Origin of the sequence: Sphingobacterium zeae (assembly GCF_030818895.1) — a bacterium.
Classification (GTDB): domain Bacteria; phylum Bacteroidota; class Bacteroidia; order Sphingobacteriales; family Sphingobacteriaceae; genus Sphingobacterium; species Sphingobacterium zeae.
Genome location: NZ_JAUTBA010000001.1, coordinates 26,760 through 50,638, shown reverse-complemented (window position 1 = coordinate 50,638; position 23,879 = coordinate 26,760). Strand labels below are relative to the sequence as shown.

Here is a 23,879-nt window from a genome sequence, read left to right as displayed (position 1 = left end):
TTTTAGCTTTCAATCTTTCGCATAAAAACAGGGCTATCCAAAAGTGGGTAGCCCTGTTTTTGTAGTGTTTAATAAAAAAACTAAATACAAGTATATTTGGCGACTTTAGTTTGCCGTCAACGCGACAGCATTCAGCTGGCGGGATGTTCCGTCAGGACCTACTGCAACGATATTGTCGAAGATTACGCGGGTGCCGGGGACAATACCATTTAATGCCGATGACATGCTAGAACTCAGCTGCCCTCCGGAAGTCGATAATACGATGGCATCAGCGCGTGGTTTGGCAATGATCATCGTAAACTTGGTCACCCTGAAGGTAGCGTCGAAATCAAAGTTATCCAATTTCGCGAACAGTGCATTTTGTGCTTTAAGGGCCACAGTGGCCATGGATCCTCCTGTTTTGCCCGCAAATTTGGCAATAGGGTCTGGGATGCGCTTCACACGGAATTCGGTCGAACTCAATGTTTGTGTTTTTCCAGGTGCTACTTCGGCAGAAACGGAAATATGTGCTGTGCCCGGAGAGCTTACCTTCACATTGTATTTACCGCCACCAGCATTTGAAATGCTGCCTCCGCTCATGCTGACACGGATTTTATCGGCTGGCGTTCCTGGGGCTGATACAGAAATGGGGTTGTTTACACCAATATATAGTACATTCATCTTGTCGGGTGAGACGACGGCCGACGGACGTGCTACTTGATAGGTCTGTACAGGGGTGCGATATTCCTTATATGATCCGTCGGTCTGTTTGACTTTGATCACGCCGGTCCAGGTATAGATTCCTTCACGGCTGGTATTGACTGCGTATACCCCTTTTCCGTCGACCACTTGAAGTGCTGACCCATTGACCGAAATTGCGGGTTGAGATTTGGAATCGGATGCTGTCAGAAATACTTCTGCTTTGTAGGGCTGGCCCTGTACTAAGTAGGATGTTGGGGCAACAGCAACTGCTGCAAATTTATCCAGATTGACCACCGCCTGATCCATTTTACCCAAGATAAGTTTAACTACATCAGATTCTGCATTTTGCGCGTCTGTTTGTATTTTCGTCAAAATGGTCATTGCAGCGGTTAAAGGAGTTCCGCTTCCAAAATTGATTTCCTCCCAGGATTTTTTGCCATTGACGGCTTTCTCTGGATCTTTTGCCTCCAAAGAAAATGATACCATCTTTTGTTCTTCAGGTGTGAGTAGGGCAAGTAATTTTGTGCGCGTAGCATTGATTTTGTCTTTTAACACAGTGCCTTTTTTCTCATTGATCATGAGATTTGGCGAGATGTCTTCATTTTCCCGCTGCGCTAGATCACCTTTTTCTTCGTCATATCCACCGCCCTGTTTGACAAATTCTTCTTTTAAGGAGGCGATATACTGGTTGAGTTCGCCAATAATTGCCTGAGCTTTTTTTGCCTTGTCATAGATGGGCTTCGCACGTGCGGGCTCTTCTTTCAGTTTAGTGTTTTCAAATGCATTGAACAGCTGCTGTACTGCTGTGCTGACATTCGATTTGGATGTTTCGAGACTGTTGTTGATATTTTTGAATGCATCCAAGATGGAGTCTGGTACATTGAGCGCCAATAAAGCGAGCAAGACCAGATAGAGGATGCCTATCATCCTTTGTCTTGGAGTTTCTCTTCCTAATGCCATTGTTTTTGATTTAAGTGATACATGAATTAATTACACACGCGGCTGATTCATCGCGCTCAACATATTGCCGTAAATGGCGTTCAAGGCATTAAGGTTTTTAGCAAGCTTGCCCACTTCATCTTTAAATGCTTTGGAATCATCCAGCGATTCGTTGAAGTTTTGCATGGTAAAGCTCAGATTCTCATAAAACTTGTTCATGGATTGTAAATGGGATGCCGAATCGCGCAATTCGCGTTCGTACATGTCATTCAGCTGGCTTAGATTTGTTGTCAAACTCTTTACCTGCTGGTGGTAGTTGGACGTATCGCCTGAAGTATTTGACATCGCGACAAGGTTTTCGGAGGCTTTTTCGAAGGCGATGCTCAGGTTGTCAAACTTGGAAGTCGCTGTTCGCAGCTTATTGGTGAATTCTTCTGTTGCTAATGAGACATCGGAAAGCTTATTTATGGCAGATACCTTTTCACTAAAGTCACGTAGGCCGCGGCCTAGATTTTCGATGCTTGCTGGTTCGATATTGGCATCGGCAAACATTTTGTCTAAAGCTGCAGTTGCTGAGGGGCCGGCCGGCTGGGCGACAACAGTTTTCGCTCTTTGTGGCAGTTCACCATTAAATTTTTCGTCCAATTCAGGATAGACACGGGTCCAGTCAGGTTCCGGTGGCGGCGGATTAAATCCCATTAAAAAGAAAAGGAAAGCCTCTACGCCCAAACCGATTCCGATCATATAATTGGCTGTGGTACCGCCGATATGCAGGATCTTAAACAGTACTCCAATGATGACGATACTTGCTCCCCAGGATATGGCCACATTTAGCCATCTTGAATTGTCTTTTTTCTTGCTCATTTTTTTATTAGTGTTTGGTTTAATTTTCTTGGAAAGTTTATTGTGCTAGTTCATGTCCATCATCAATAAACGGTAAATGTGTTTTCTATAGTATATCGCGCGCTGATGTACATATTTTGTTAGTTGCCTTGCAATAGGCTGTTTAGGCTCAAAAAACATACCAAAAGGTTATTAACAATGGTCCTGTTTTTGGATAGCTGAGGATCTGGATATGATGATGGGATTGTTAACTATATTATGGGACGTTGTATCCTGCCAATTGGGTGCTTTTCTCTAAATGTAACCATGTATTGTATGGTTTAATCGTAAAATATATAAAAAACAAAAAAGGTTTTCAATCGGGGAGATGAAAACCTTTAAATAACCAATTATAAACCTATTAAGGTGTTGTAAAGATAAGGTTTTTTTTGTTTTTATTTTCAAGTTTTTATATATTTTTTTAGTTTTTTTAGTTTTTTCTAGTATTTTTAATTGTTTTTACAGCGATATATATCAATAATTATTCATTTTTCGCGTGTTTTTCTTTTGTATTTCCTTGGTTTTATAATATTATTTTGATTTTTTTTGCCGGTAAAGTAGTTTTTATATTTGTTTTTGTTTTTTTTGGTGTTTTTATATTCGTTTGATAGTACAATTTCTATGTGAGGCCGATTTGAAAATATGGTTTGTGGCAATACAGAAATGTATTCTAACTAATGTTTCATCCTATATTTATGAAAATAATGCAAACGTTAGCCATTTTTATCAGTTATTCTTTTATAGGAACAAAACGTAAACACAGATAAGAAAGCATGATGAACGAAATATTAATCCAACTTTCACAGCAATGGCCTTCATGGCTATGGAATATTGCATTAATTCTATTTTCATTTTTGGTCGGTTTTTTAATTAAGCTCATTTTTATACCACTTTTGAGAAGGCAAGCGATTCAACAGGAGTCTTACAGTGTATTCCGTTCCTTTGTCAGACGATTTAACCGTATTCTGAGTGTTTTTATACCCTTGATTTTATTTAACAGTTTGCTGCCGTTTGCTCAATTTAACGAAAGGACGCTACGTGTTGTTAGCAGGACTAATGAACTTTTACTGGTCAGTTTCTTTGCGCTAGTATTGATACAGGGGATCAAGGTTTTTGAAGATTACCTTTACCATCGTTTTGATATCAACAAGGAAAATAATCTGCGTGAAAGGAAGATTAGAACTCAGATCGTCTTCATCCGAAAGGTGGTTGTTACGCTGATTATTGTGATTTCTTTGGCAATTATCCTACTAAGTTTTGATAGTATGCAAAAGATTGGCGCGGGTTTGTTGACCGGCGTAGGTGTTGGCGGTATCATTATTGGGTTTGCAGCACAGAAGTCTCTCGGGAATTTGCTCGCAGGCTTTCAGATTGCTTTTACGCAGCCCATTCGCATGGATGATGTATTGGTGGTTGAAGGAGAGTGGGGGCGTGTGGAAGAAATTAACCTGACCTATGTGGTTGTGAATATATGGGATAAGCGCCGCTTGGTATTGCCCATCACTTATTTCATTGAGAAGCCTTTTCAGAACTGGACGCGGACTACTTCGGAAATATTGGGAACAGTATTTATCTATACAGATTTTACGGTACCTGTACAGCTTTTACGTGAGAAATTGACTACACTACTTTCCGGGCATCCGCTTTGGGATGGTCAGGTCAATGTACTTCAGGTGACTGATTTTAAAGAGCGTACCATGGAAATTCGGTGTCTGATGAGCTGCCGCAATTCGGGTCAGGCTTTTGACCTTCGCTGTTATATCCGAGAAGAAATGATTGCATATATCCATACAAATTTCCCGCACGCGTTATCTAAAACGAGGGTAGACTATGAGGAGAAGGTGCAAAAAGATTTTTAACGGTTTAAAAGCAATCGAATACAATCATTTGATGAAATCTGCATAATTTGTTTAAGTTTGTTTAAAATGTTAGCCCTAGCGATATGCTGATTTTCTATATTGTAGTCTCGAGTATATTGATTATACTGAGTGTATTGCCCTTTATTCAAAGCCAACACTGGATCTTTCGGGTAGCTGAGTTCGTGAAGTTGCAGTTATTGGTATTTCAGGTACCCACCGTTGCGTTGGGTTTTTATTTGGTAGGCGATGATCCTTGGATTTGGTGGCTGCAGGGTATACAGTTCACTTTGGTTGTATACCATAGCTATATATTGATTCGCTATACCAAATTTTGGCGCAGAGAAACCTATCAAAAGAGCGATGGTGCATCGGATAGCATTAAGGTGATCTCTTGTAATGTACTGCAATTCAATACAGCGTATAATCGCTTTATCGAGCTGATTCAAAAGGAGAGACCGCATATTTTTTTGACCATGGAAAGTGATGCTGGATGGGAAAGAGCCTTGCGTGTATTGGAAAAGGATTATCCTAATTATGAGAAGGTAACATTAGACAATACCTATGGCATGCATTTTTATACTAATCTGAAAATCAATAAAAGTGAGGTGCATTATTTTGTAGCTGATGATATTCCAAGTATCGAGACTGAACTGGAAACTCTGGATGGGCATCGGTTCGTTTTTTTTGCTGTTCATCCACCGCCACCAAGTCCTACTGAAGAAGAAAATAGCAAAGAGCGTGATGGTGATCTGCTCAGTGTGGCAAAACGGGTAAACGATTATAAAATGCCGGTCGTTGTTACTGGAGATTTTAATAACGTGGCGTGGGCCAAGTCTTCGCTCCTATTTAAAAAAACCAGTAAATTAATCGATGCCCGTATCGGCAGGGGTATACTATCTACCTTCCATGCGAATTATTGGTTTTTCAGAGTGCCGCTGGATCTTTTATTCCATAGTCCAACGGTGTTTATTGATAAACTGTTTACGTATCCCTCTATAGGCTCTGATCATTTTCCAATAGGTTGTACATTCTTTATTGACCACTACTCAGAAGAGCAGGCTGAGGCGATCGAACATTTGGAAACGGGGGATATGGCTGATGTGAACGAAATGATTGCTGCTGGTAAAGAGGAGGAGAGCGATAATCGAAATCCTGATGAGGATTAATAAAATAGAATTTGGGGCGAGGTTTCTTATAATGAAAAAAAAGACGAAAATTTGCCTGAAAATGTTTAATTTACGGTTATAATCAAGACAACCGAATCCGACTCATGGAAAGAGAATATTCTCACCCTTCGACTTTAGGTTATTTGACGTCAGAACAGCTCCTGTCGAATACTATTGATTTTTTACGTTTTCCGCTGATTGTTGGAGTTGTTTTTATTCATACGGATTTTTCAAATATTATCATTCAAGGCGCGAGACAGGTTGACATTGGTCAATATGCTGTTTTTGAACAGTTTTTTTTTCTCTTTTCGAAGCTTGTGTTTGAGGTATGTGTGCCACTTTTCTTTTTTATCTCTGGTTTCCTTTTTTTTTATGGTACGGAGTCTTTTTCGTTTTTGGTTTATTTGAAAAAGTTAAGAAAGCGGATAACTAGTTTACTGATTCCATATATTTTTTGGAATTTGGTGGTATTACTTTTTTTCTTTTTTGCACAAACCTTTTTTGCGGAACTATTGTCGGGCTCCAATAAGCCGATAGTCCAGTACAGTGTCGCCGATTGGCTTTGGTCTTTGTGGGACACTTCCCATGTGCATGGCAAAGCAGCAAAAAATTTACCTATCAATTCGCCCTTTTGGTTTATTCGTGATCTGATGGTGGTTGTACTGCTGTCGCCGATCATTTACTTTTTAATTAGGAAGTTGGCTATATTTGCCGTGCTGATACTTGGGTTAGTTTGGGTCTTGAACCCCTATTTTTACCTACCCGGATGGAGCAGTGTATCCTTTTTTTTCTTCTCGGCAGGGGCTTATTTTAGTTTATATAATAAGAACTTTGTGCTTATTATCAAGTCATTTTTACCTTGGCCTGTGCTATGTTATATACTATTAATCATAGTAGCGTTTTACGGTTTTGAAAAGGGCGGTTGGAGCTATTTGTATTGTGCAAATGTATTGTTGGGTTTGATATCTGCGGTTGCAGTGACGGGGTACTTTATTGAAAAGGGTAGCTGGCGTCCAAATCACTTTTTGGTTAGTGCAAGTTTTTTTATATTTGCTTATCACCGTTTACCGCTGGTTTTTATCATCAAATTTTTGTTTGGTTGGGTTAAGCCGCAAACGGATGTGATGCTGCTGTTAATGTATTTCGTTTGTCCAGTCTGTGTTATTCTGTTGGGCTTGTTGTTTTTTGGGGTTTTAAGGAGGCTATTGCCCGCCTTTACTGCCGTTATCTGTGGAGGTAGATTATGATGAAGAAGCGGAAAAGTCGGATCCTCTTGGCCGTAGCATTTGTTATTTTTTTGGTAAGTATCGGACTTTTTTACCGAATTTATTATCCGCAAAGTTCAACGCTGCGGCGGTCAGAATTTGTCTTTACTGATTTGATTCGGTTAGAAAGTACAGCAGTGAAGAACCAAGGTGCTTCCAATACCTGTTGGGCTTATACTGGGAATTCCTTTCTTGAATCAGAAATGATCCGAATGGGTAAAACTCCTGTAGCGATTTCGCCGTTATATACGGTCCGGATGGCCTATCTGGAACGGGCGCGGAATTACCTCCGCCTGCATGGTGGATTAAAATTAAATGAGGGTGGGCAGCTTCATGATGTGATAGACATGTTGCACCTGCATGGGGCGATGCCCACAGCTGCCTATACAGGTATTAAAGCGGGGAAAAACCCAGGTAATTTTAAACGCATGCGCGCGGTTTTGAACAGCACATTGTCGGGTATGGTGAAGACAAGGATAATGAAAAGCGGTTGGGAACGAGATATTGATGCTGTGATGGATGACTATCTGGGGAAAGTGCCTGTTTATTTTGACTATCAGGGTAAAGAGTTTACGGCACGTAGCTTTGCTGATCAGGTTATAGGCATTGATCCGGATCAATATATCCATATTGCTTCCGTTACCACCGCGCCTTACTACAAATCTTTTGTTTTTTTGATTCCCGACAATTGGTCTTTTAGTCAATTTTATAATATGCCTATGGAAGAACTTACCGCTGTCGTTGATGGGGCTTTAAAAAAAGGTTTTACGGTAGCGTGTACAATTGATATTTCTGAGCCTGGTTTCTCTTGGCCTTATGGTATCGCTTATGTCCCTCAGAAGTCAGTTTCGATGATGACAACGGAAGAAAAGAGGTATCAATTTGTGCGGCCGCAGGCTGAACTCAAAGTCGACCCCTTGATGCGCCAAGAGGCATTTGATGCATGGGAAACAACAGACGATCATGCGCTACATATTATCGGCTTAGCTAAAGATCAAAATGGTCGAGAATACTATTTGGCTAAGAATTCTTGGGGCAGGGGCAATGCCTTCCAGGGATTTATATACCTCACGAAAGAATATTTACGCTATAAAAGCACAGCCTTAATGGTTCATCAAGATGCCCTTGAGACGTCGCTAAAAAAATCAGTTGGTGATCAGCTGAATAGATAAGCGTACGGTTTTCCGAGGTTATTTGTTGAACCTAACTGCTCAACTGCTGTTCTTTTGCCCTGCTTCGATTCTGGTACATGCTTTCCAGGTAAGTACCTAGGGAGCGTGTGCGTTCGGTATCAACATTACTGATGTAACGCTGAAACATCTGCTCTGTGCTATGTCCTGTTGCATCCATTAGTAAGGCTGTCGGAATTTTACCATAAAAGTTTGTGGCAAAACTTCTTCGCCCAATATGGCTGGTAATGGCCTCACATTTTGGGATAAGTTGATCTGATGCACGAAACCCTTTGCGCTTTCTTACTTTCACCAATGCAGTAATACCTGCGAGGCGAGTGACTTCCTTGATTTGCTCATTATATTTTTGGGCAGTCATTTTGTGAGGGAAGCTGTGCCCATTATTTGACATAATAATTAATGCAGTTGGGTGGAGTGGGAGTAAGATACTTTTCTGTGTTTTTTGTTGGGTAAAGGATAAGCAGGGCTTGCCATCTAATATTTCCATCATATCAAGGTTGAAATTCATAAAATCAGATACACGTTGCCCTGTGTAACAGCTAATTATCAGCCAGTCTTTAGCGGCCTTTAGATGGGCTGGTACGTTTACATTTTTTATGGTGCTAATCTCATCTTCATTAAGGCTTATGGCACGATTTATTTTCCGGACCTTAGGAAGTTCTAACTCGTAAACATATGTTCTGACCCCTCTTTTCTCCAAAAAATTAAGTACCGTTCGTACAAAGTGAATTGTGCGGTGGATCGTACTTATACTATAGTTTTCCACTTCGCCGTATGCAATAAATTGCTGTACAAATGTGCTATTCACATGCTCCAACATAAGATATTTCTGCTGATAGCCTTCAAAGCGTTTTAATAAGCGGAAGAAAACCAGGTATCGTTTGTGCGTGGTTGGGGTAATCAGGTGAATTCGGCTTTGGATAAAATTGTCTACACTTTGTAGCAGTCCTCCTGCTGGGAGTGTAGGTTCTGAATCTGTACAGCATTTTTTGACCAAGCGGTTGATTGCCCGTAGTGAAAATTCTTTTTTATTAGACTTTAAGTCAGAAAGATAGGATGCTATTGCTATTTTTAGAGAATCGAGCTTTGTATTGAGCTTTTTGAATTTCTTTAAATAAATATTGATGGGCCTTTGCTTTTCTTGATCCCATTGAGCTGGAATAATTTTTAAAGGAGTTTTAATTAAGAATTGCTGTTGTTGCTCGTCAACAAATGCAAGGTAGATGAAAGATATTGAAGTAGGATTCAATAAAGTAAAATTAAAAATCATGAGGTAAACTTTTTGCTATTGTCTGAGCATAAAGATACTAGATTATACAGATTAGTCTAATTCAGACTACAATTCTACCTATCCAAATATAACTATTTTTTTTTAACTAATTACAAGATATGCCTTTAAAATAACCATTTGGTTAGTAAATGTTTTTATTTGTACAAAAGTCCTGTTGAAAATCAAAAATATTTCCATGTATCTTATTTGTAATCAGAGTGTAATGTTTTTTTTCTAGTCTGAATTAGACTAATAATTTACAATTAAAATAGCTCGTACAAGGTTGTAGAAAAAATTATAATTGACCTAAATATGAATAGTAAACAGAGATATATCGCGCCTAAAATTGAAATGCTTTTAATTATACAGGAAAGTTTTGACAAGACAATGTCCATGTGTTTCAATAGTAAATTTAAGAACAGTCATCGTGTAGATTATAAGGTATCAAATTTATAATTTAACAATTACCTCCATGGACAGGAAATTAAAACTTGCATTTGTTGATGATAATGTGTTGCACCTGAAAGTAATCGAACATTTGGCTCGTGAAATGGGGAACTATGAGATGCTATATTCTTGTCACAATGGAAAGGAGCTTGTTCATCTCCTTGATAAGAGTATCGATCATCCAGATGTATGTATTCTGGATTTGCATATGCCGGAGATGGATGGTATGGAAACGGCTCGTTTATTACGATGTCGGTATCCGATGATTCGCTTATTTGGTTATTCTGCCAGCGAAAGTACGGATGAAAAAAAGAGATTTTTGGATAGTGGCGTAAAGCTTGTTTTTTCAAAACAATCTCCCCGAAAAATGTTAACATCGATCTATCATTATACCATGCTCTGTGAAAATCTGGATATTATTGATTTTGAGAAAAATTTGTTCAGGAAATGGAATTTTGTAAATCAGTTGTAGGAAAAAAAGAGCGGCAATTTGATGTGCTTCATCTCGCTGAATATTGCAGTCAGCTTAGTAAGAGGCTGCACAATGCTTCGGTTTTTTCAATTATTCGAACCGGCTCGCCTGTCCGTATTAAAATTGGTCGAATGTCCTATGATTTTGCTGCAAACGAACTCATATTCATCGGACCACAATATGAAGTCGAGCTTGCTGCAGCTAAAGTTGCAGAAGGATATTTGCTGTGGTTCACCGCAGACTTTTACGAAAGGTCGAAAGATGATACCGAAATACTACATTCGGGATTATTTTTTGGAAGTCATCCTTTTCTGTCAATGCGTGAATGTAGATCATATCTAGTTTTTAAGAAACTCATCGTGGCGCGTTTGCAAGGATGCACTGGAGATTGTGCAATCGATAAGATGGTTGCGCATCATTGCTTTGAATCTTTATTACTAGACGGGTATCAAAAAATGTTAACGTTGGATACAGTGCGCTCATCTGTAGAGACTGCTTCTGTTCAATCATTTAATAGATTTTCCGTGCTTTTGCATAAGCATTACCGCGAGCATACTAGTGTACGATATTATGCGGACCGTATGCATCTTTCGCCACGTAAGCTGACGGAGTTGTGTTTGTCTGTTAGCGGCAAATCGGCTAAATGTGTCATATCGACTGTTGTCACTCAGCAGGCTTTGCGCTATATTCAGCATACTAATCTGTCGATATCTCAGATTTCTTATGAAATGGGATTCTCGGATGAATCTAATTTTCGCAATTTTTTTAAACGACAGACAGGCAACAATCCGCTTTCCTTTCGTCAGATTTAATTAGGGGAACCTATTCTTGCTTTTTCAACTCTTTTTTAAAGTAGAGGTAAGGACGTTTACTGGCGGGCATTCTTTGAGCTAATTTCGGTAAAGCCCTTTTGTCGAGCAGCCCACTGCCTAAATGCTTTAAAAGTAAGGCGTATAATCTCTCGGGAGTGAAGTTCATCTGATACTCTTTTTTAAAATCACGGATCATCGTATCGATTGTTTTTGGGGTCTCAAAGTAATTGGATTGGAGGATAATATTGGCAATGAGTGCTCGCTGTCTCCTGTGATGTTCGCTTCGATTGATTCTTTCATCTATAGGTAATTCGGAGTTTCTTAATTCTCCATTTACAGTAAGGCGCTTTTTCAAGTACTTCAAATGGGGCAGCTTTTCTACTTCGATTTTTAACGATAAAGCTGGATCAAAAAAGTCTGAAAGCCTAATAGCAAAAGGTAAGCATATTTTTGATAGGCTATCTACAGATAGTGAACTGGTTTTACGGTAGGCACTCCGAATAGTTGATGTGGAAACATTAGCCAAACTGGCTAGGCTCTCTATGGTCAGCCCGGTTAAATTCATGATTTCCAGTATTCTTCTTGAAATTATCTCTGCTAATTGCTGATCTGATATTTTTCCCATACTTAATCTTTTCACTGCAATTTTATCTAATGAGCGTTTTACAATACGATTTAGTCAATAAGTTTAAATAGGTACACTAGGGTCTAATGCGGCGTTTTTTGAAAACTGATGATCAAAGCTAGTTGAATAAAATGAATAATGGGGTGTAAAAACTGTCGATTATCATGTGCAAAATCTCCATTTTGCGCAGTTCAATGTTTTGTGACTGGCATTAGACTTGATACCGTTATTGCTAAAGATTTTAAAATCTCTTTGGAGTAAAATTTTTTATCGATTATTAATATATAATTGTTTTCAAATAACTATATTTGATCTGTCCATATTATTGAACTTAGTCTATTGTGTTTGAAAAAGCGCTAAAAATCTTATTGCTATTAAGCACTTGTTTTGCTATGCCTGTTTTTAATAGGGTAGTGGCTTCGAGCTATCATGAAATTGAGATTCTATCGGGAATAGATTCTTTCCATCGGAATATCGAATCTGCTGGCCGTGATAAACAAGGCTTTATATGGTTTGTGGCAGGGAGCCTACTTTACCGTTATGATGGTGTGTCCATAAGACCTTTCGAGGAGCTTTATACATCAGAGTTAGGATTTACAGAAGTGAATAGGCTTACCACTGATGATTGCGGACGGCTATGGTTAGAGACGAGAAATGGTCTATTCATCTTTGATACAATGTTATGGCGTTTTATTGGACAAGATACGTTTTCAAAAGGGCTTTTGGGGGAATATGTTATCGCGATATTTAATCAAGGCAAACATCTTTTCGTAGCGACCCGTTCGGGAGTTGTCTGGCAGATAAATGGTTATAAGAAGAGAAGAGTTTTGGGATTTGAGCCTGCATTATCGGAGTTGCGTCGGCCTGTAGGCCACTGCCTTCTAGCGGATGATAATAGGCTTTGGTTTGCCTACAACAGCTTGCTCTTTTTTGTAAATTTAAAAACGGGAATAGCACAGCATTTTCAAATGCCAAAAAGGGTATATCAAGGGCTAGATGATGTTTTCTTATTAAAAGAGGGCCTACTTTTACGAAATTATGGCTTAGGCTATTTAACCTTTGACGGACGGCAATTTAATAAAATACATCTGAAGGGACTTGATATAGGCGATATGCGCGATTGGGCACATTGGTCTTTTGCAGAAGCGGGAAAAATAATTTTTCTATTTGGTGATGGCCGTTATTTTGAGTATCAAAATAATCTGGGAATGACGCTCATAAGCCAAAATATACATGATGTCCGGCGAAGCCTTTTCAACTCAAAACTCAACCAACTTGACTTTAAGGGGCATGAAGGCTTTTGTGCTACAGAGCATGGGCTATATAGCCTTGTCAAGAGAAATTTCTCGCTTAGCTATTGGAATACCGGTACGGCCAGAGCAATCGTAAAACAGCAGGATAAGTACTATGTGGGAGGCTATGCGCCATTGAAATATTTTACGCTAAACGACTTATCCATAAAAGAATCTGCCCCACTAAATAATTATTATGCTTTTTTGCCAATTGGTCAAGATACTGCGTTAGTGGGGATGGAGGGTAATTTTTTGGGATTATTAGTTCGGGGGAAATTTAGCTTCCTATCATACAGGAAGGCAAAGGGAACACGCGAAGATTTGTCTACCATGGTGTATAGCCTCTGCCACTATCGGAACAACAGCTACCTGGTAGGAACATCTGGTGGACTATGGGTTTACAATCGAGATACGGGATTAGTAAGTCCGTTACGTGATAAAATAGGAAGGCTTGTCGGCATGGGTGAGCGGATCAATTCTATTCAAGTACGACAGCAGGTCATCTCATTCACCACTGACAATGGTTATTTTGACTATTTGGCTGGGCAAGTTCGGAAAATCTATCCCCTACAAAGTGAGAGATTGCAGGTGTATAGCCACACCTTTTATAATAACAAGGTTTTCTTGGCCACAAAGGGGAAAGGGCTTATAGCCATTGATGCCGTTTCAGGACATGTGGACACCTATGGCACCAATGTTGGGCTAGCCCACAATGTAATTTTCAATATGGCCTGGGTGGATAACTTGCTTTTCTTAGGGACATATAGAGGCTTGTCGGTGTGGGATGGTAAAAATTTTTATAATGCCTATGCCATGCATGGCCTTCCCTTTGAAGAGTTTAACCAAGCGTCGGTACTGGAAGATAGGCTTAAAGGGCAGTTGCTTATCGGAGGGGTGCTAGGTTGTATTGCGATTCAACCGAAGGAGTTTTTGCACAGCCTGAAGCAGCAAAGTGTACCACAACCAGTATTGTCAAGAATAGCTATAGGCACTGGCTCTAGTACTATATTGAGATCCTATACTCCCAATGCTGATCAGGATACCGTCATGTTCGACAAACAAATCGAATTTGTTAATCTCAACGTCGCAAAAATAGATGCTTATAAACAAAATTACAAAATCTACTTTCGTCTTCGTCCGCTCGTAAAATCCTTTCAGGAATTATCAACATCGGGAGAAATCAGCATTTCCGATCTAAGAACTGGCGAATACGAACTTGAAGTGAAAGCGGTAAGCGACAATGGCTTAAGTGTTAAAAGCAAACGGTGGTTGTTTTATAAAAAGCCCAACTTTTATGAGACGCAGCTTTTTTATGTGCTGATTACTTTGGGCATTGGCTTTGTTCTTTATGCTGTGGCCATTATGCGCTCTTCACAACTGAAGAGGGATAGAAAGCTCAGGCTGGAGCTCGCGCGGGATTTGCACGATGAGGTTGGTGGTCTGCTGACCGGTATTGCCATGCAGACAGATTTGATAACGATAGACCAAGATGCGGCAAGACAAAATCGATCACTTGAGAAAATTGCCGAATACAGCCGGGAGGCTGTACAAACGATGGATGATGTGATCTGGGCAATAGACTCGCGTAATAATAGTCAGGGAAGTTTAGAGGACCGGATGAGGTTTTTGGTATCCCAAATTCTTCCGATGCGAGATGTGGAGGTCCAGTTTGATGTAAATCTGGAAAGTGCTGGAAAATTACCACAATATGTACGTCAGAATGTCTACTTGATATTTAAAGAAGCATTACATAATATATGTAAGCACAGCCCTCATGGACAAGTAGATGTCTATTTAAAAATAGCTCCTCGTCAGCTTGTGTTAAAGGTATCCAATGTCTTGCGGGTTAAGAAAGCAGCGGAATCGTATGCAAGACATCCTCGACATGGCCAGGGGACGTCTAACATGAAACGTCGGGCAGAGGCCATAGGAGGGAAGTTCGAAGTTGAAAGATCTGCAACACATTATCGAATTGAATTGGTTGCCAAACTTCATGCAAAGAAATTTTTTTATGACCTATTTAATTGATGTGATGCCGTATAACCCACAGTTTTATATAAGTTTGGGCTTCGCTATGCTGGGGGGGGATTTGTTGTGTATCGGGTCTTTTATTTCGAGCTTTTCACTATTTTAAATACAAAGATAGCGGGCAGTTGCTGCTCTGCGTAGGAGTCCTGGCCTTGATTTGGCATGTATTGATCTATTGTATGATTTATACAGGAGAAATTCAATATTATCCGCGAATTTATAATAAAGGTATCCCTTTTTATTATTTGGTGGGTCCTTGTTTTTATTTCTATGTTTGGTTCAAATATACCCCTAGTGCAGTGTTGCCAAAGTATTGGATAGTGCATCTACTGCCGTTTTGCTTTGGATTGTTTGATATCATCCCTTATGCGCTGGCGCCCGTAGCGCAACAAAAGCAACTGCTTAAGATGCTAGTGGAGGACATACCACTAGGGTTTAAGCACCATTACGGCTTTGTAGATCAGCAATTACACTACATATTGCGATTTGCACTCGCCATCGTCTATGCGATTGGGCAATGGCGCTTGTACTATATTTCTGACGCTGTCTCTAAAGTTGTTAAGAGAGAAGTGCTGATCTTTAATTGTGTATATAGCACTTATCTCTTGCTGCAATGCAGTATGGTGTTAGCCATTATCTTTAACAGCAGCCAGGAAGCTTATATTCTTAAGAGTCTGGATAAATTGGTGTGGGTAAGCTTTTGCTTTTTTTTGTTTAGCGTATGGTTTATAGTGGATGCGGTGAAAAGAGCGAGAAACTATTTAGAATAACATATATTCATTATTTTTTATGCCAAAGATATTTTTATGCGAAACACAAAATTTAGACTAGCCATCATTGAAGACCGTATGCCGGTGCTGGAATCATTAAGATCTTTCTTCGCTGATAATCCGCAGTTTGACTTGGTTGTAGCGGCGCGTGAGCTTCGTGAGTTGCTGGATGAAGCCTGGAGCCCTGAATGTTTAGATCTGCTGCTTTGCGATATTGGTTTACCCAATAAAAATGGTATTGAAATTACGTGGTATATCAAGCGTAAATTTCCGCATATACAGGTTGTTATGTTTACGGTTTTTGATGATAAAGATCATATATTTCAGGCGCTTTGTGCGGGAGCAGCCGGTTACCTGCTCAAGAGTACACCACTAGCGGAGATGCAACAGTTGTTATTAGAAGTGATGAAAGGAGGATCTGTGATGAGTCCACAGGTAGCTCGTTTGGTCATATCTCACTTTAACCCTGCGCTCAATCATAAAGTTGATTACCGTCATCGCGAACAGTTGACCCCTCGCGAGATCGAGATTGTTTCCCTATTACAACAAGGATATACCTATAAAAAGGTTGCTGAAACCGCTTTCATCAGTGTGGATACCGTGAAGTTTCATATCAGAAATATCTATGGAAAGTTACAGGTCAATAGCCGGTCGGAGCTTATGCTGAAATATAATAAGCCGTTGTGATCTCATTTTGTCAGCAAAAAATAATAGCTTGGACTGCATGCACCGTAATAAACCGCTCGGTTAACTAAGCGGTGCATTTACTTTTTTTAAAGTCACCTTTTTCAAAAACCACCCTTTTTGGTAGGGAAATCATTTTCCTGTATTTCTAAATTTGTCATGCCATTTTTAATCAACTTAATCTATTTAATTAAAGTATGCAAATTCATGATCTCAAATCGAAGCAAGCTAGGGTGTTTTCGGTATTGCATGCAGACAGCGATCTGCTCATGCGGAAAATAATTTCGAATGTTTTCGCTAATGAAGCATTTCAACTGGATTCTGCAGCCAATGGTAAAGAAGCATTTGCTTTTTTGAAAGCCCGTGACTATCAATACGATATTGTTATTACGGAAATGCATATGCAATATGCAAATGGCTATGAGATTATCAATAAGGTGATGAAGGAATCTCCTCGTACCCGGACAATTATTACATCCAACATGAGCTACCTCCATATTCGTGAGGGACTGGAAATTGTCCGTGAAGACTGTTTTAAAAAGCCACTTATCGTAGGAAAACTTTTATAAGAGTGCAGTATATCGTAAGGGGAGACCGAGATGCTGACGAAAAATCATCGCCAGAAGTTGAGCGTGAGCTCGCTGTTCTTGTAAATACTGCGCGTCCTGTAGCAGGTATGCCAGATGTATTGTGCGAGTCGATTCTTCACGAATCAAAGATAGGCGATTTTGTACAGTCCCCAAATTTATTGGATGAACACGAAACGGTTCATGTGTCAGAGACATTAGATGTGGCAGAAATGACAGGCGTGGAAAAAATTTTAGAAGTAAAGGAGATAGTTGATGTGTCAGGAATGTCAGGTCTCAAAGAACTATTGGAGGCGGGGAAGATAGCACATGTGCAGGAAACTGTGATAAATAATGCACAGAAGTCACCAGTGATGTCTGGTAAACGTTGGTGGTAAATAAATAGAACACACGAAACATATTATGTATACAGTACAGTCATTCTCAAGCCTGATGCAGGCAACAAATTCACCATTGGTAAACACGGCTAACTCACTGTTGACCGGGTTAAAAATACGTATGGGACAGCAGTGGTATATTTGTGGTAAGTTAGCACTGAATGAGGGAAGTAGTCCCAGAAGACCTCTAAATGCTTCTCCGGAGTCATTGGAATGCCAATTGCTGTTTAAAGCGGCAATTTTGACGAGTGGTGTAAGTTCCGATATCCCCCTGATGGTAACGATTGGTTTGCCCAATAGTACTTATCGCTTGTATCGGGAAACGGCTGAACAAACGCTACGGGGAAAGCATATTATCCAGTCCGATCCGGCTGTCTATGGTGAGGATGGATCTGGTATCTTGCCGATAGAGGTTGCGCAGGTTGACGTTTTGCCGGAGGTGGTGAGTTGTATGGTGGCTTTGCGGCGTGGGGAGAGTTGTGAAAGGGGGGCTTTCTTTGTTTTTAGTTTTGGCTTCGGTACATTGGAAACGGGACTTAGTACCGATGAAGGTGTAGTAGAAAATGCGATGGGAAGCGCTCCGGGCATGCATTACGCCGTCAGTATCCTCCGCGAGCAGTTACAACAGACGCATGATCTATCATTCCAGAGCATGCAGCAGCTGGACGAGGCTTTTCGAAATGGCTACCTCTATATCAACCGTAAAAAAATTGACCTTCAGGGACTGCGCAAGAAGGCGATACAGACCTATTATACCGAAATTGTATCACCAGCATTGGGTGATGTGGTCAATGATCGAAACTTGGCTAAATCAAACCGGATTTTTCTATGTGGTGGCGGGGCTTATTATGGTGATCTCATCGACTGCATTTTGGAAGAGTTTGGGGATATTGCCGGAGTGAAAATTGTTGATCAGCCTGAATCTCTGGCTGTAAGAGGTTATTTGCTGAATTCTATGCGTCACATTGAGGATCAATCCAAATTGCCTGTGGGGATCGATATTGGAAATATCCAAACACGTGTAGCCCTTGCTGAAAACTAAGGTATGACGGTAGATCAAACGTTTATTGCGGTGATTCAGGGGATTGTGGCAACCTCCTTTATTGGAACATTTGTCGCTTATGCTGTTATTATCGTGCTCCGTTTCAGGACGGCAAAAGCACAACGTCGGCAAGATAAGCTTGACCAGCTGATTGAAGATCGTATACTGCCGCAGTTTATCCAGGAAATGGGTAATGAAAGTGCCCATGTATCCATCGATCAGGCCGTACTGGATGAGTTGGCCCTGATGGACAAAAGAAACCGCCAGACCTTAATTGATACCTTAATCCGTCTCCGATGGCATGTGGCGGGAACAAATGCACTGATTCTTCATCGCATCTATGTGCTACTTGGGCTAAATCTGGATTCGCTGCAAAAGATGAAATCGCGCAAATGGTATCGCAATGTTCAGGGATTGCACGAACTGACGCTAATGGACTACGCGATCTCCGATATTGATATTCTCCGATTCAATCTCAGTGAAGAGTCTGAACTGCGCTCTGCAGCCCGAAGCGCTTTTATGCGCTTCAGCAAGAACGAGCCTTTCCGCTTTTTTGATGAGGTGCGCGATCCATTGAGTATATGGGAATTGATCGGTTTTTTTCGGATTCTCGAACAATCCCGCGATACGGTAAAATCAAACTTTGCAAACTGGATCCGTTATTCGCGCAACAAAACTGTTGTTATCTGCTGCATGAAGCTTGCCGCACACGAACAGAGTCTGGAGGCCATAGACAGCATCGAAGGATTGCTTAATGTGAACGACCACAGTTTACGTTCGCACGCCATCAATGCGCTAGGTCATTTGAGAGCTGTACATACACAGGAAACATTGATTAAAATGTATCCAAACCAACCTGTCGAGTGCCAGTGCGAAATTCTGTTTTCGCTCGGCATGTTTCGGACGGCCAGAGCGATGGAATTTCTGACGGAACAATTTCAGTCGGCCTTTGATTTTGAAATCGAAAATCATGTTGCCGCAATACTCGCCCGCTTAGTACGCAATAATCAATTCGGATGGAAATCGTTAAATCTGCCTTTAAGAAAACAGCGCATTCTAAACTATTATCTGCACGAAAAATAATGTATACAATATGATCCAAGATATAATTGACGTTTTCCAACTTTTTATATTTTCTTACAGTAGCCTGACCATGGTGATCTATGTCATCATGGCGGTGCTATCGTATAAGGGAATAATGTTATATAGGCGGAAAAATAGAGAGCACTATACACAAAATGTAATTTCAAGCCCACTTTCACCGGGCATCTCGGTCATTGCTCCGGCTTACAACGAGGGCCTGACCATCATTGATAATGTGTATGCATTAATGCATCTGAATTATCCATTGTACGAAGTTATTATTGTCAATGACGGCAGTACGGATGATACATTGGAAAAATTGGTGGAGCATTTCGAACTTAAGGAAGTAGATCTCCCTTACAATGAAAAGATCAAAACGAAGACTGTAAAGCGCTTTTTTCGATCTACTAATCGCGCTTATGAAAAGTTGCTGGTCATTGATAAAGAAAACGGAAAGGGCAAGGCAGACGCTTCTAATGCTGGTATCAATGCCTCAAAATTTGATTATTTTCTCTGTACAGACGTGGATTGCATCCTGCATGAAGATACCCTTTCCAGGCTTATGCGCCCCATTTTAGACGAAAAGAGCCGTAGCCGCTTAAAAGACATTCAGGTGATACCCGATACTGGTTATATCCACGTGGAGAACAACCAACGCCGGGTCATAGCGGTAGGGGCACCTCTGCGGATGATCAATTCTTCTGAAGTGGATAATGGTGTAATAACGCGCTTCAAACCGCCACATAAAGTCCTCCCACGCTTTCAGGAACTGGAGTATATTCGGGCATACTTGCTTTCAAAAATGGCATGGAGCTCAATTAATTGTGTCCCAAATGTATCTGGAGGACTTGGCCTTTTTGATAAACATATCGCCGTTAAGGTTGGGGGCTATGATCCACGCTCGTTTGCCGAAGATATTGATATGGTGACGCGCATGAGTGTTTACATGATCCAGAATAATCACAAATATGCGATACGGTATATTCCTGTTTCGTTGTGCTGGACGGAAGGACCCCAAACCTTGCCGGTATTCAGTAGACAGCGTGTACGCTGGGCTAGGGGATTGATCCAGATCATGCTGTTACACCGTCATGTTTTATTTAATTTTAAGTTTAAAAGGCTCGGCCTGATTGTCTTTCCTTATAACTTCCTATTTGAGTTTTTGGCGCCTATTTTTGAGGTCTTGGGGCTGTTGTTTTACATCTATCTTATTTTAATCGGCGCCATCAATTGGGAAAATACATTTACATTACTCGCTTTTCTTTATATGTTTTCTGTGCTGGTAAGCTCCATAGCCGTGCTGTGGGATCAGTTAATTGAAAGACATTACCGCAAAACGAGCGAGGTGATAGGATTGTGCCTCACGGCCTTTGCTGAACCGTTTATTTATCATCCGCTCATTGTTTTTTTTAGTATCAAAGGCTACATACAGTCCATGTTCAGGCAAAAGCTGGTATGGGGGAATATGCAGCGTAAAGGTTTTGCAAGCCAAAAGTCTACTGTCAAAAATCAAGCTTAAGCTATTATGAATTTCCGTTATACTATTTTTATTCTCTTCCTACTGTCTACACAGGTGCTGCGAGCACAGACCTGGAATTCCGTGCGTGCCGAAAAATTGTACCAACAGGCTGTGGTAGAAATTAAATCTGCTCAGCAGCAGAAAGCTTTGAAGTCATTGGAGGAGGCCATAAAGCTGAATCCAGCCCATATCGATGCCCAGGTACAACTGGCCCGAATCTATATGGCGCAGAAGCGCTATGATCAGTCGATCCGTACGGCACAACTGGTACTGCGTGCTTCGCCCGAATATGAAGATGTGTATTATTATATTATAGGTTCTTATTTATCAAAAAATCGGCCTGCTGAAGCTCTGCGGTACGTCGAAATGGGATTGGCGCGTTTTGCTGCTAACAAAGATTTCGGAATCAAAAAGCTCAATATACTGGATATGCTCAAACGCTATCAGGATGGAGATTCCTGGGCACAGGTTCTGATCCGGCGTTTTCCGACCGATGGGAATGTAAGACTCGCGATGGCCGGTCATTATGAAGCAAAAGCGGATTGGTACAAAGGCAATAAAATGAATAATCTGGCCAATTCTTATTATGAAAAGGCGCTCGAACTCGCACCGAAAAATACAGATCTCATCGAAAAAATGAACAATCTCGTGGCGCAAGGCGGTGATTATGACGCCCGAATCGCCAAGGCAAATGCGATATTGAACAGCGATAGTAAATCTTACAATGCATTATTCCAAAAGCTCAGCCTGCTACAGGAATCACATCGTTATGCAGAGGCTTTAGAAGTGTTACGTCTGATCTTACGCTACTATCCGAAAGATAAAAAAGCCCTTGACCTAAACAATAGTTTACGGAAAGAAGCAGCCGGATATTATCAGAACACGGATACTTATGCACTTTATCAGTCGATTTTGGATCAGAATCCAGGCGATCGGGAAGCCTTGGAAAAGGTGGTAGGCATAGCCGCTTCTCGGGGGGAGACGACACAGGCACTGTATTGGGTAGACCGTGCTTTACAGCGTAATGCAGGCGACCGTGTACTACTGCGCAGAAAAATGGATTTTGAATTTCAGCTACATCGCTATCAGACAGCGGCAGATATTGCAGTTAAGCTCTATGGGGGCAACGGTGATAAAGCGTTTAGATCAGAGGCATTACAAATGATCAATGCCTGTGGCAGTTATTATTTGCAACAGCAACAAGCCGACAGCGCCATCGTTTACTACGATCGTACGCTTCACTTAGATCCGAGCAATATGCCAGCGCTGCAAGGGCGTATTTCCGCTCTTATCCTGCAAAATAATTTATCCTCGGCCCTTCGGGAATTGGAGCAGGCGATCAGTTATTATCCAAATGATATCGATTTACACTTAAAAAAGGCGGGTTTCCTGGCACAATCGGGCAAAATACAGCAGGCTGTAGCTTTAAGCGAAAAACTTTACGCCAGTTATCCGGGAAATCCGAAAATTAAATCGCTTTATTTGGAGCAAAAGCTGGCCGCAGCCAATGCCTGCATACTGGTGGAAGAGTACGGAGAAGCGGAAACGCATCTTCGTCAATTACTCATCGAAGACAACGATAATAAAGAAGCCCTACACTACCTTTCTAATATTCTTGACCTCAGAAGACGCTATCCGGAAGCTTTGCTCGTTGTTCAGCAGGCCCTGCAAAGTTATCCGGGTGACCGCGAATTTCTTCAGAAGAAAGCTTCAATCCTTTATAATAGTGCGCAGTATATGGCAGCTGCTCAGGTCGCCACCATGCTGCGGACAGAATATCCGTACAATCAAAAGTACCGTACGATGGTACAGGATGCGTGGATGTCGGCTGGATTGTCTTTTCAGAAAAAGGGGTTAGCCGATAGCGCAATTTTTTGTTTTGATCGCGTGCTCGAGGGCAATCGAACAGATTCGCTTGCTTATAGTAATAAAATAAACCTTCTGATGGCAAAAGGAGACTTTGTATATGCCTTGCAGAGTGTGGATACGGCATTACAGCATTTTGAGTATGCCGAGCCTTTTCTTCTAAAAAAAGTAATCGTACTCGACAGTTTGGGTCGGTTTGTTGAAGCGGCACATTATGCTGATACACTATCTAAGCGCTTCGATTTGCGTAAATACAGAGAATATGCGGCTCTTCTGCGAAGCAAAACCATGCAGCATGCTTTTGGACTTTCTTTGCTGAATAGCTCCTTTTCAGGTGTTGATGATAATCCAGCGCCACCTGCATACCGTATTGCGACACTGTACTACACCCGTCGATTGTCGCCAAAAATAAGTTATGGTGCACAGCTGTTATTCACAGGAAGGCAATCAGGTACGGGCATTATGGGAGAAGGCGACCTGACGTATACGGCGAATAAATTGCTTTACTGGAATGCTTCGATAGGTATATCCAATAATGTGTTGCTTCCCAAATATAGGTTGGCCTATTCGCTTTATCGGCAGCTCGGAAAAGGTTTCGAAGGGGAGATTGGTGTGCGTTTTCTGGAAGTTGTCGCGATCAAAGCAGCATCACTGGTTGTTGGTGCGAGCAAGAGTTTTGACCCTTTTCTGCTGAACGCACGAATCTTTGCCATTAAGGAGGAAAAGGATTTCTACTTCGCTTTTCAGGCAGGCGCAAAATATGAGCTTACTGAAGCTGATTTATTACAGGCAAATTTTGGACTTGGAACTTCGCCAGACGACAGAAGCAGGCTTATTCTATTGCCTGAATTGGGTGGTGTTATGAGTCGAAGTGTGGGCGCGGGATACAGACGTACAATAAATTATCGTACATCGTTAGGTCTAAATGGTACCTACACGAGTCAAAAAATTGGTACGGCAACATTTCGTAATCAATATGATCTACTGCTCGCCTTACAGGTGAAATTTTAACTCTAGCCAATA

The 23,879-nt window shown here is 41.0% G+C and carries 19 protein-coding genes; 15 read left to right on the top strand and 4 right to left on the bottom strand.

All coding sequences use genetic code 11. The annotated features are described in order from the left end of the window. Positions 1–105: 105 nt before the first annotated feature. Together porM and porL are read right to left on the bottom strand one after the other, a co-directional pair. The gene (porM, locus tag QE382_RS00195) at positions 106–1,641 is read right to left on the bottom strand and encodes a type IX secretion system motor protein PorM/GldM (RefSeq protein ID WP_307184200.1); all 1,536 of its coding nucleotides are present in this window, start codon (positions 1,639–1,641) and stop codon (positions 106–108) included. Between the two features lie 30 nt (positions 1,642–1,671). Beyond that, positions 1,672–2,484: a type IX secretion system motor protein PorL/GldL gene (porL, locus tag QE382_RS00190; protein WP_307184199.1), complete on the bottom strand. Its 813-nt coding sequence runs from the start codon at positions 2,482–2,484 to the stop codon at positions 1,672–1,674. Between the two features lie 791 nt (positions 2,485–3,275). Between porL and QE382_RS00185 the strand changes: the two genes are divergently transcribed. The 4 genes from QE382_RS00185 to QE382_RS00170 all read left to right on the top strand — a co-directional run bounded on the left by QE382_RS00185 (position 3,276) and on the right by QE382_RS00170 (position 7,964). Next, positions 3,276–4,361: a mechanosensitive ion channel family protein gene (locus QE382_RS00185; RefSeq protein ID WP_307184198.1), complete on the top strand. Its 1,086-nt coding sequence runs from the start codon at positions 3,276–3,278 to the stop codon at positions 4,359–4,361. Between the two features lie 83 nt (positions 4,362–4,444). Continuing rightward, positions 4,445–5,527: an endonuclease/exonuclease/phosphatase family protein gene (locus QE382_RS00180; RefSeq protein ID WP_307184197.1), complete on the top strand. Its 1,083-nt coding sequence runs from the start codon at positions 4,445–4,447 to the stop codon at positions 5,525–5,527. Positions 5,528–5,631: 104 nt separating this feature from the next. Further along, positions 5,632–6,774, top strand: coding sequence for an acyltransferase family protein (locus tag QE382_RS00175; protein WP_307184196.1), 1,143 nt, complete (start codon positions 5,632–5,634; stop codon positions 6,772–6,774). Beyond that, positions 6,771–7,964, top strand: a complete 1,194-nt coding sequence (locus QE382_RS00170) for a C1 family peptidase (RefSeq protein ID WP_307184195.1) — start codon at positions 6,771–6,773, stop codon at positions 7,962–7,964. The genes QE382_RS00175 and QE382_RS00170 overlap by 4 nt, the downstream gene beginning before the upstream one ends. A gap of 31 nt (positions 7,965–7,995) precedes the next feature. Here the strand turns inward: QE382_RS00170 and QE382_RS00165 are convergent, their stop codons facing one another. Beyond that, a complete protein-coding gene (locus QE382_RS00165) occupies positions 7,996–9,252 on the bottom strand; it encodes a tyrosine-type recombinase/integrase (RefSeq protein WP_307184194.1) in 1,257 nt (418 codons plus the stop codon). A 472-nt stretch (positions 9,253–9,724) separates the two neighbouring features. On the opposite strand from QE382_RS00165, the gene QE382_RS00160 reads away from it, so the two are divergent. Both QE382_RS00160 and QE382_RS00155 read left to right on the top strand, forming a co-directional pair. Continuing rightward, the gene (locus QE382_RS00160) at positions 9,725–10,171 is read left to right on the top strand and encodes a response regulator (RefSeq protein WP_307184193.1); all 447 of its coding nucleotides are present in this window, start codon (positions 9,725–9,727) and stop codon (positions 10,169–10,171) included. Beyond that, positions 10,147–10,983: a helix-turn-helix domain-containing protein gene (locus tag QE382_RS00155; protein WP_307184192.1), complete on the top strand. Its 837-nt coding sequence runs from the start codon at positions 10,147–10,149 to the stop codon at positions 10,981–10,983. Before QE382_RS00160 ends, QE382_RS00155 begins: the two co-directional genes overlap by 25 nt. Positions 10,984–10,993: 10 nt before the next feature. Here the strand turns inward: QE382_RS00155 and QE382_RS00150 are convergent, their stop codons facing one another. Next, on the bottom strand, positions 10,994–11,608 hold the full coding sequence (locus QE382_RS00150; protein WP_307184191.1) for a helix-turn-helix domain-containing protein: 615 nt from the start codon (positions 11,606–11,608) through the stop codon (positions 10,994–10,996). A 392-nt stretch (positions 11,609–12,000) separates the two neighbouring features. Here QE382_RS00150 and QE382_RS00145 point away from each other — a divergent pair, with 392 nt between their 5' ends. The 9 genes from QE382_RS00145 (at position 12,001) to QE382_RS00105 (ending at position 23,867) form a co-directional block, all read left to right on the top strand. Further along, a complete protein-coding gene (locus QE382_RS00145) occupies positions 12,001–14,928 on the top strand; it encodes a sensor histidine kinase (protein ID WP_307184190.1) in 2,928 nt (975 codons plus the stop codon). A gap of 179 nt (positions 14,929–15,107) precedes the next feature. Next, the gene (locus QE382_RS00140; protein WP_307184189.1) at positions 15,108–15,698 is read left to right on the top strand and encodes a hypothetical protein; all 591 of its coding nucleotides are present in this window, start codon (positions 15,108–15,110) and stop codon (positions 15,696–15,698) included. Between the two features lie 36 nt (positions 15,699–15,734). Continuing rightward, positions 15,735–16,385: a response regulator transcription factor gene (locus QE382_RS00135; RefSeq protein ID WP_307184188.1), complete on the top strand. Its 651-nt coding sequence runs from the start codon at positions 15,735–15,737 to the stop codon at positions 16,383–16,385. Between the two features lie 194 nt (positions 16,386–16,579). Next, complete coding sequence (locus QE382_RS00130) at positions 16,580–16,951, top strand: response regulator (RefSeq protein WP_307184187.1); 372 nt, start codon at positions 16,580–16,582, stop codon at positions 16,949–16,951. A gap of 2 nt (positions 16,952–16,953) precedes the next feature. Continuing rightward, entirely contained in the window at positions 16,954–17,346 is a 393-nt protein-coding gene (locus QE382_RS00125) for a hypothetical protein (protein ID WP_307184186.1), read from the top strand. Positions 17,347–17,371: 25 nt separating this feature from the next. Then, positions 17,372–18,388 carry a ParM/StbA family protein gene (locus QE382_RS00120; RefSeq protein ID WP_307184185.1) on the top strand — a complete coding sequence of 339 codons (1,017 nt, stop codon included), beginning with the start codon at positions 17,372–17,374 and terminating at the stop codon, positions 18,386–18,388. Between the two features lie 3 nt (positions 18,389–18,391). Beyond that, the gene (locus QE382_RS00115; RefSeq protein ID WP_307184184.1) at positions 18,392–19,471 is read left to right on the top strand and encodes a HEAT repeat domain-containing protein; all 1,080 of its coding nucleotides are present in this window, start codon (positions 18,392–18,394) and stop codon (positions 19,469–19,471) included. Positions 19,472–19,481: 10 nt separating this feature from the next. Beyond that, positions 19,482–20,990, top strand: a complete 1,509-nt coding sequence (locus QE382_RS00110; protein ID WP_307184183.1) for a glycosyltransferase family 2 protein — start codon at positions 19,482–19,484, stop codon at positions 20,988–20,990. A gap of 6 nt (positions 20,991–20,996) precedes the next feature. Then, positions 20,997–23,867, top strand: coding sequence for a tetratricopeptide repeat protein (locus tag QE382_RS00105; protein WP_307184182.1), 2,871 nt, complete (start codon positions 20,997–20,999; stop codon positions 23,865–23,867). Positions 23,868–23,879 lie beyond the last annotated feature (12 nt).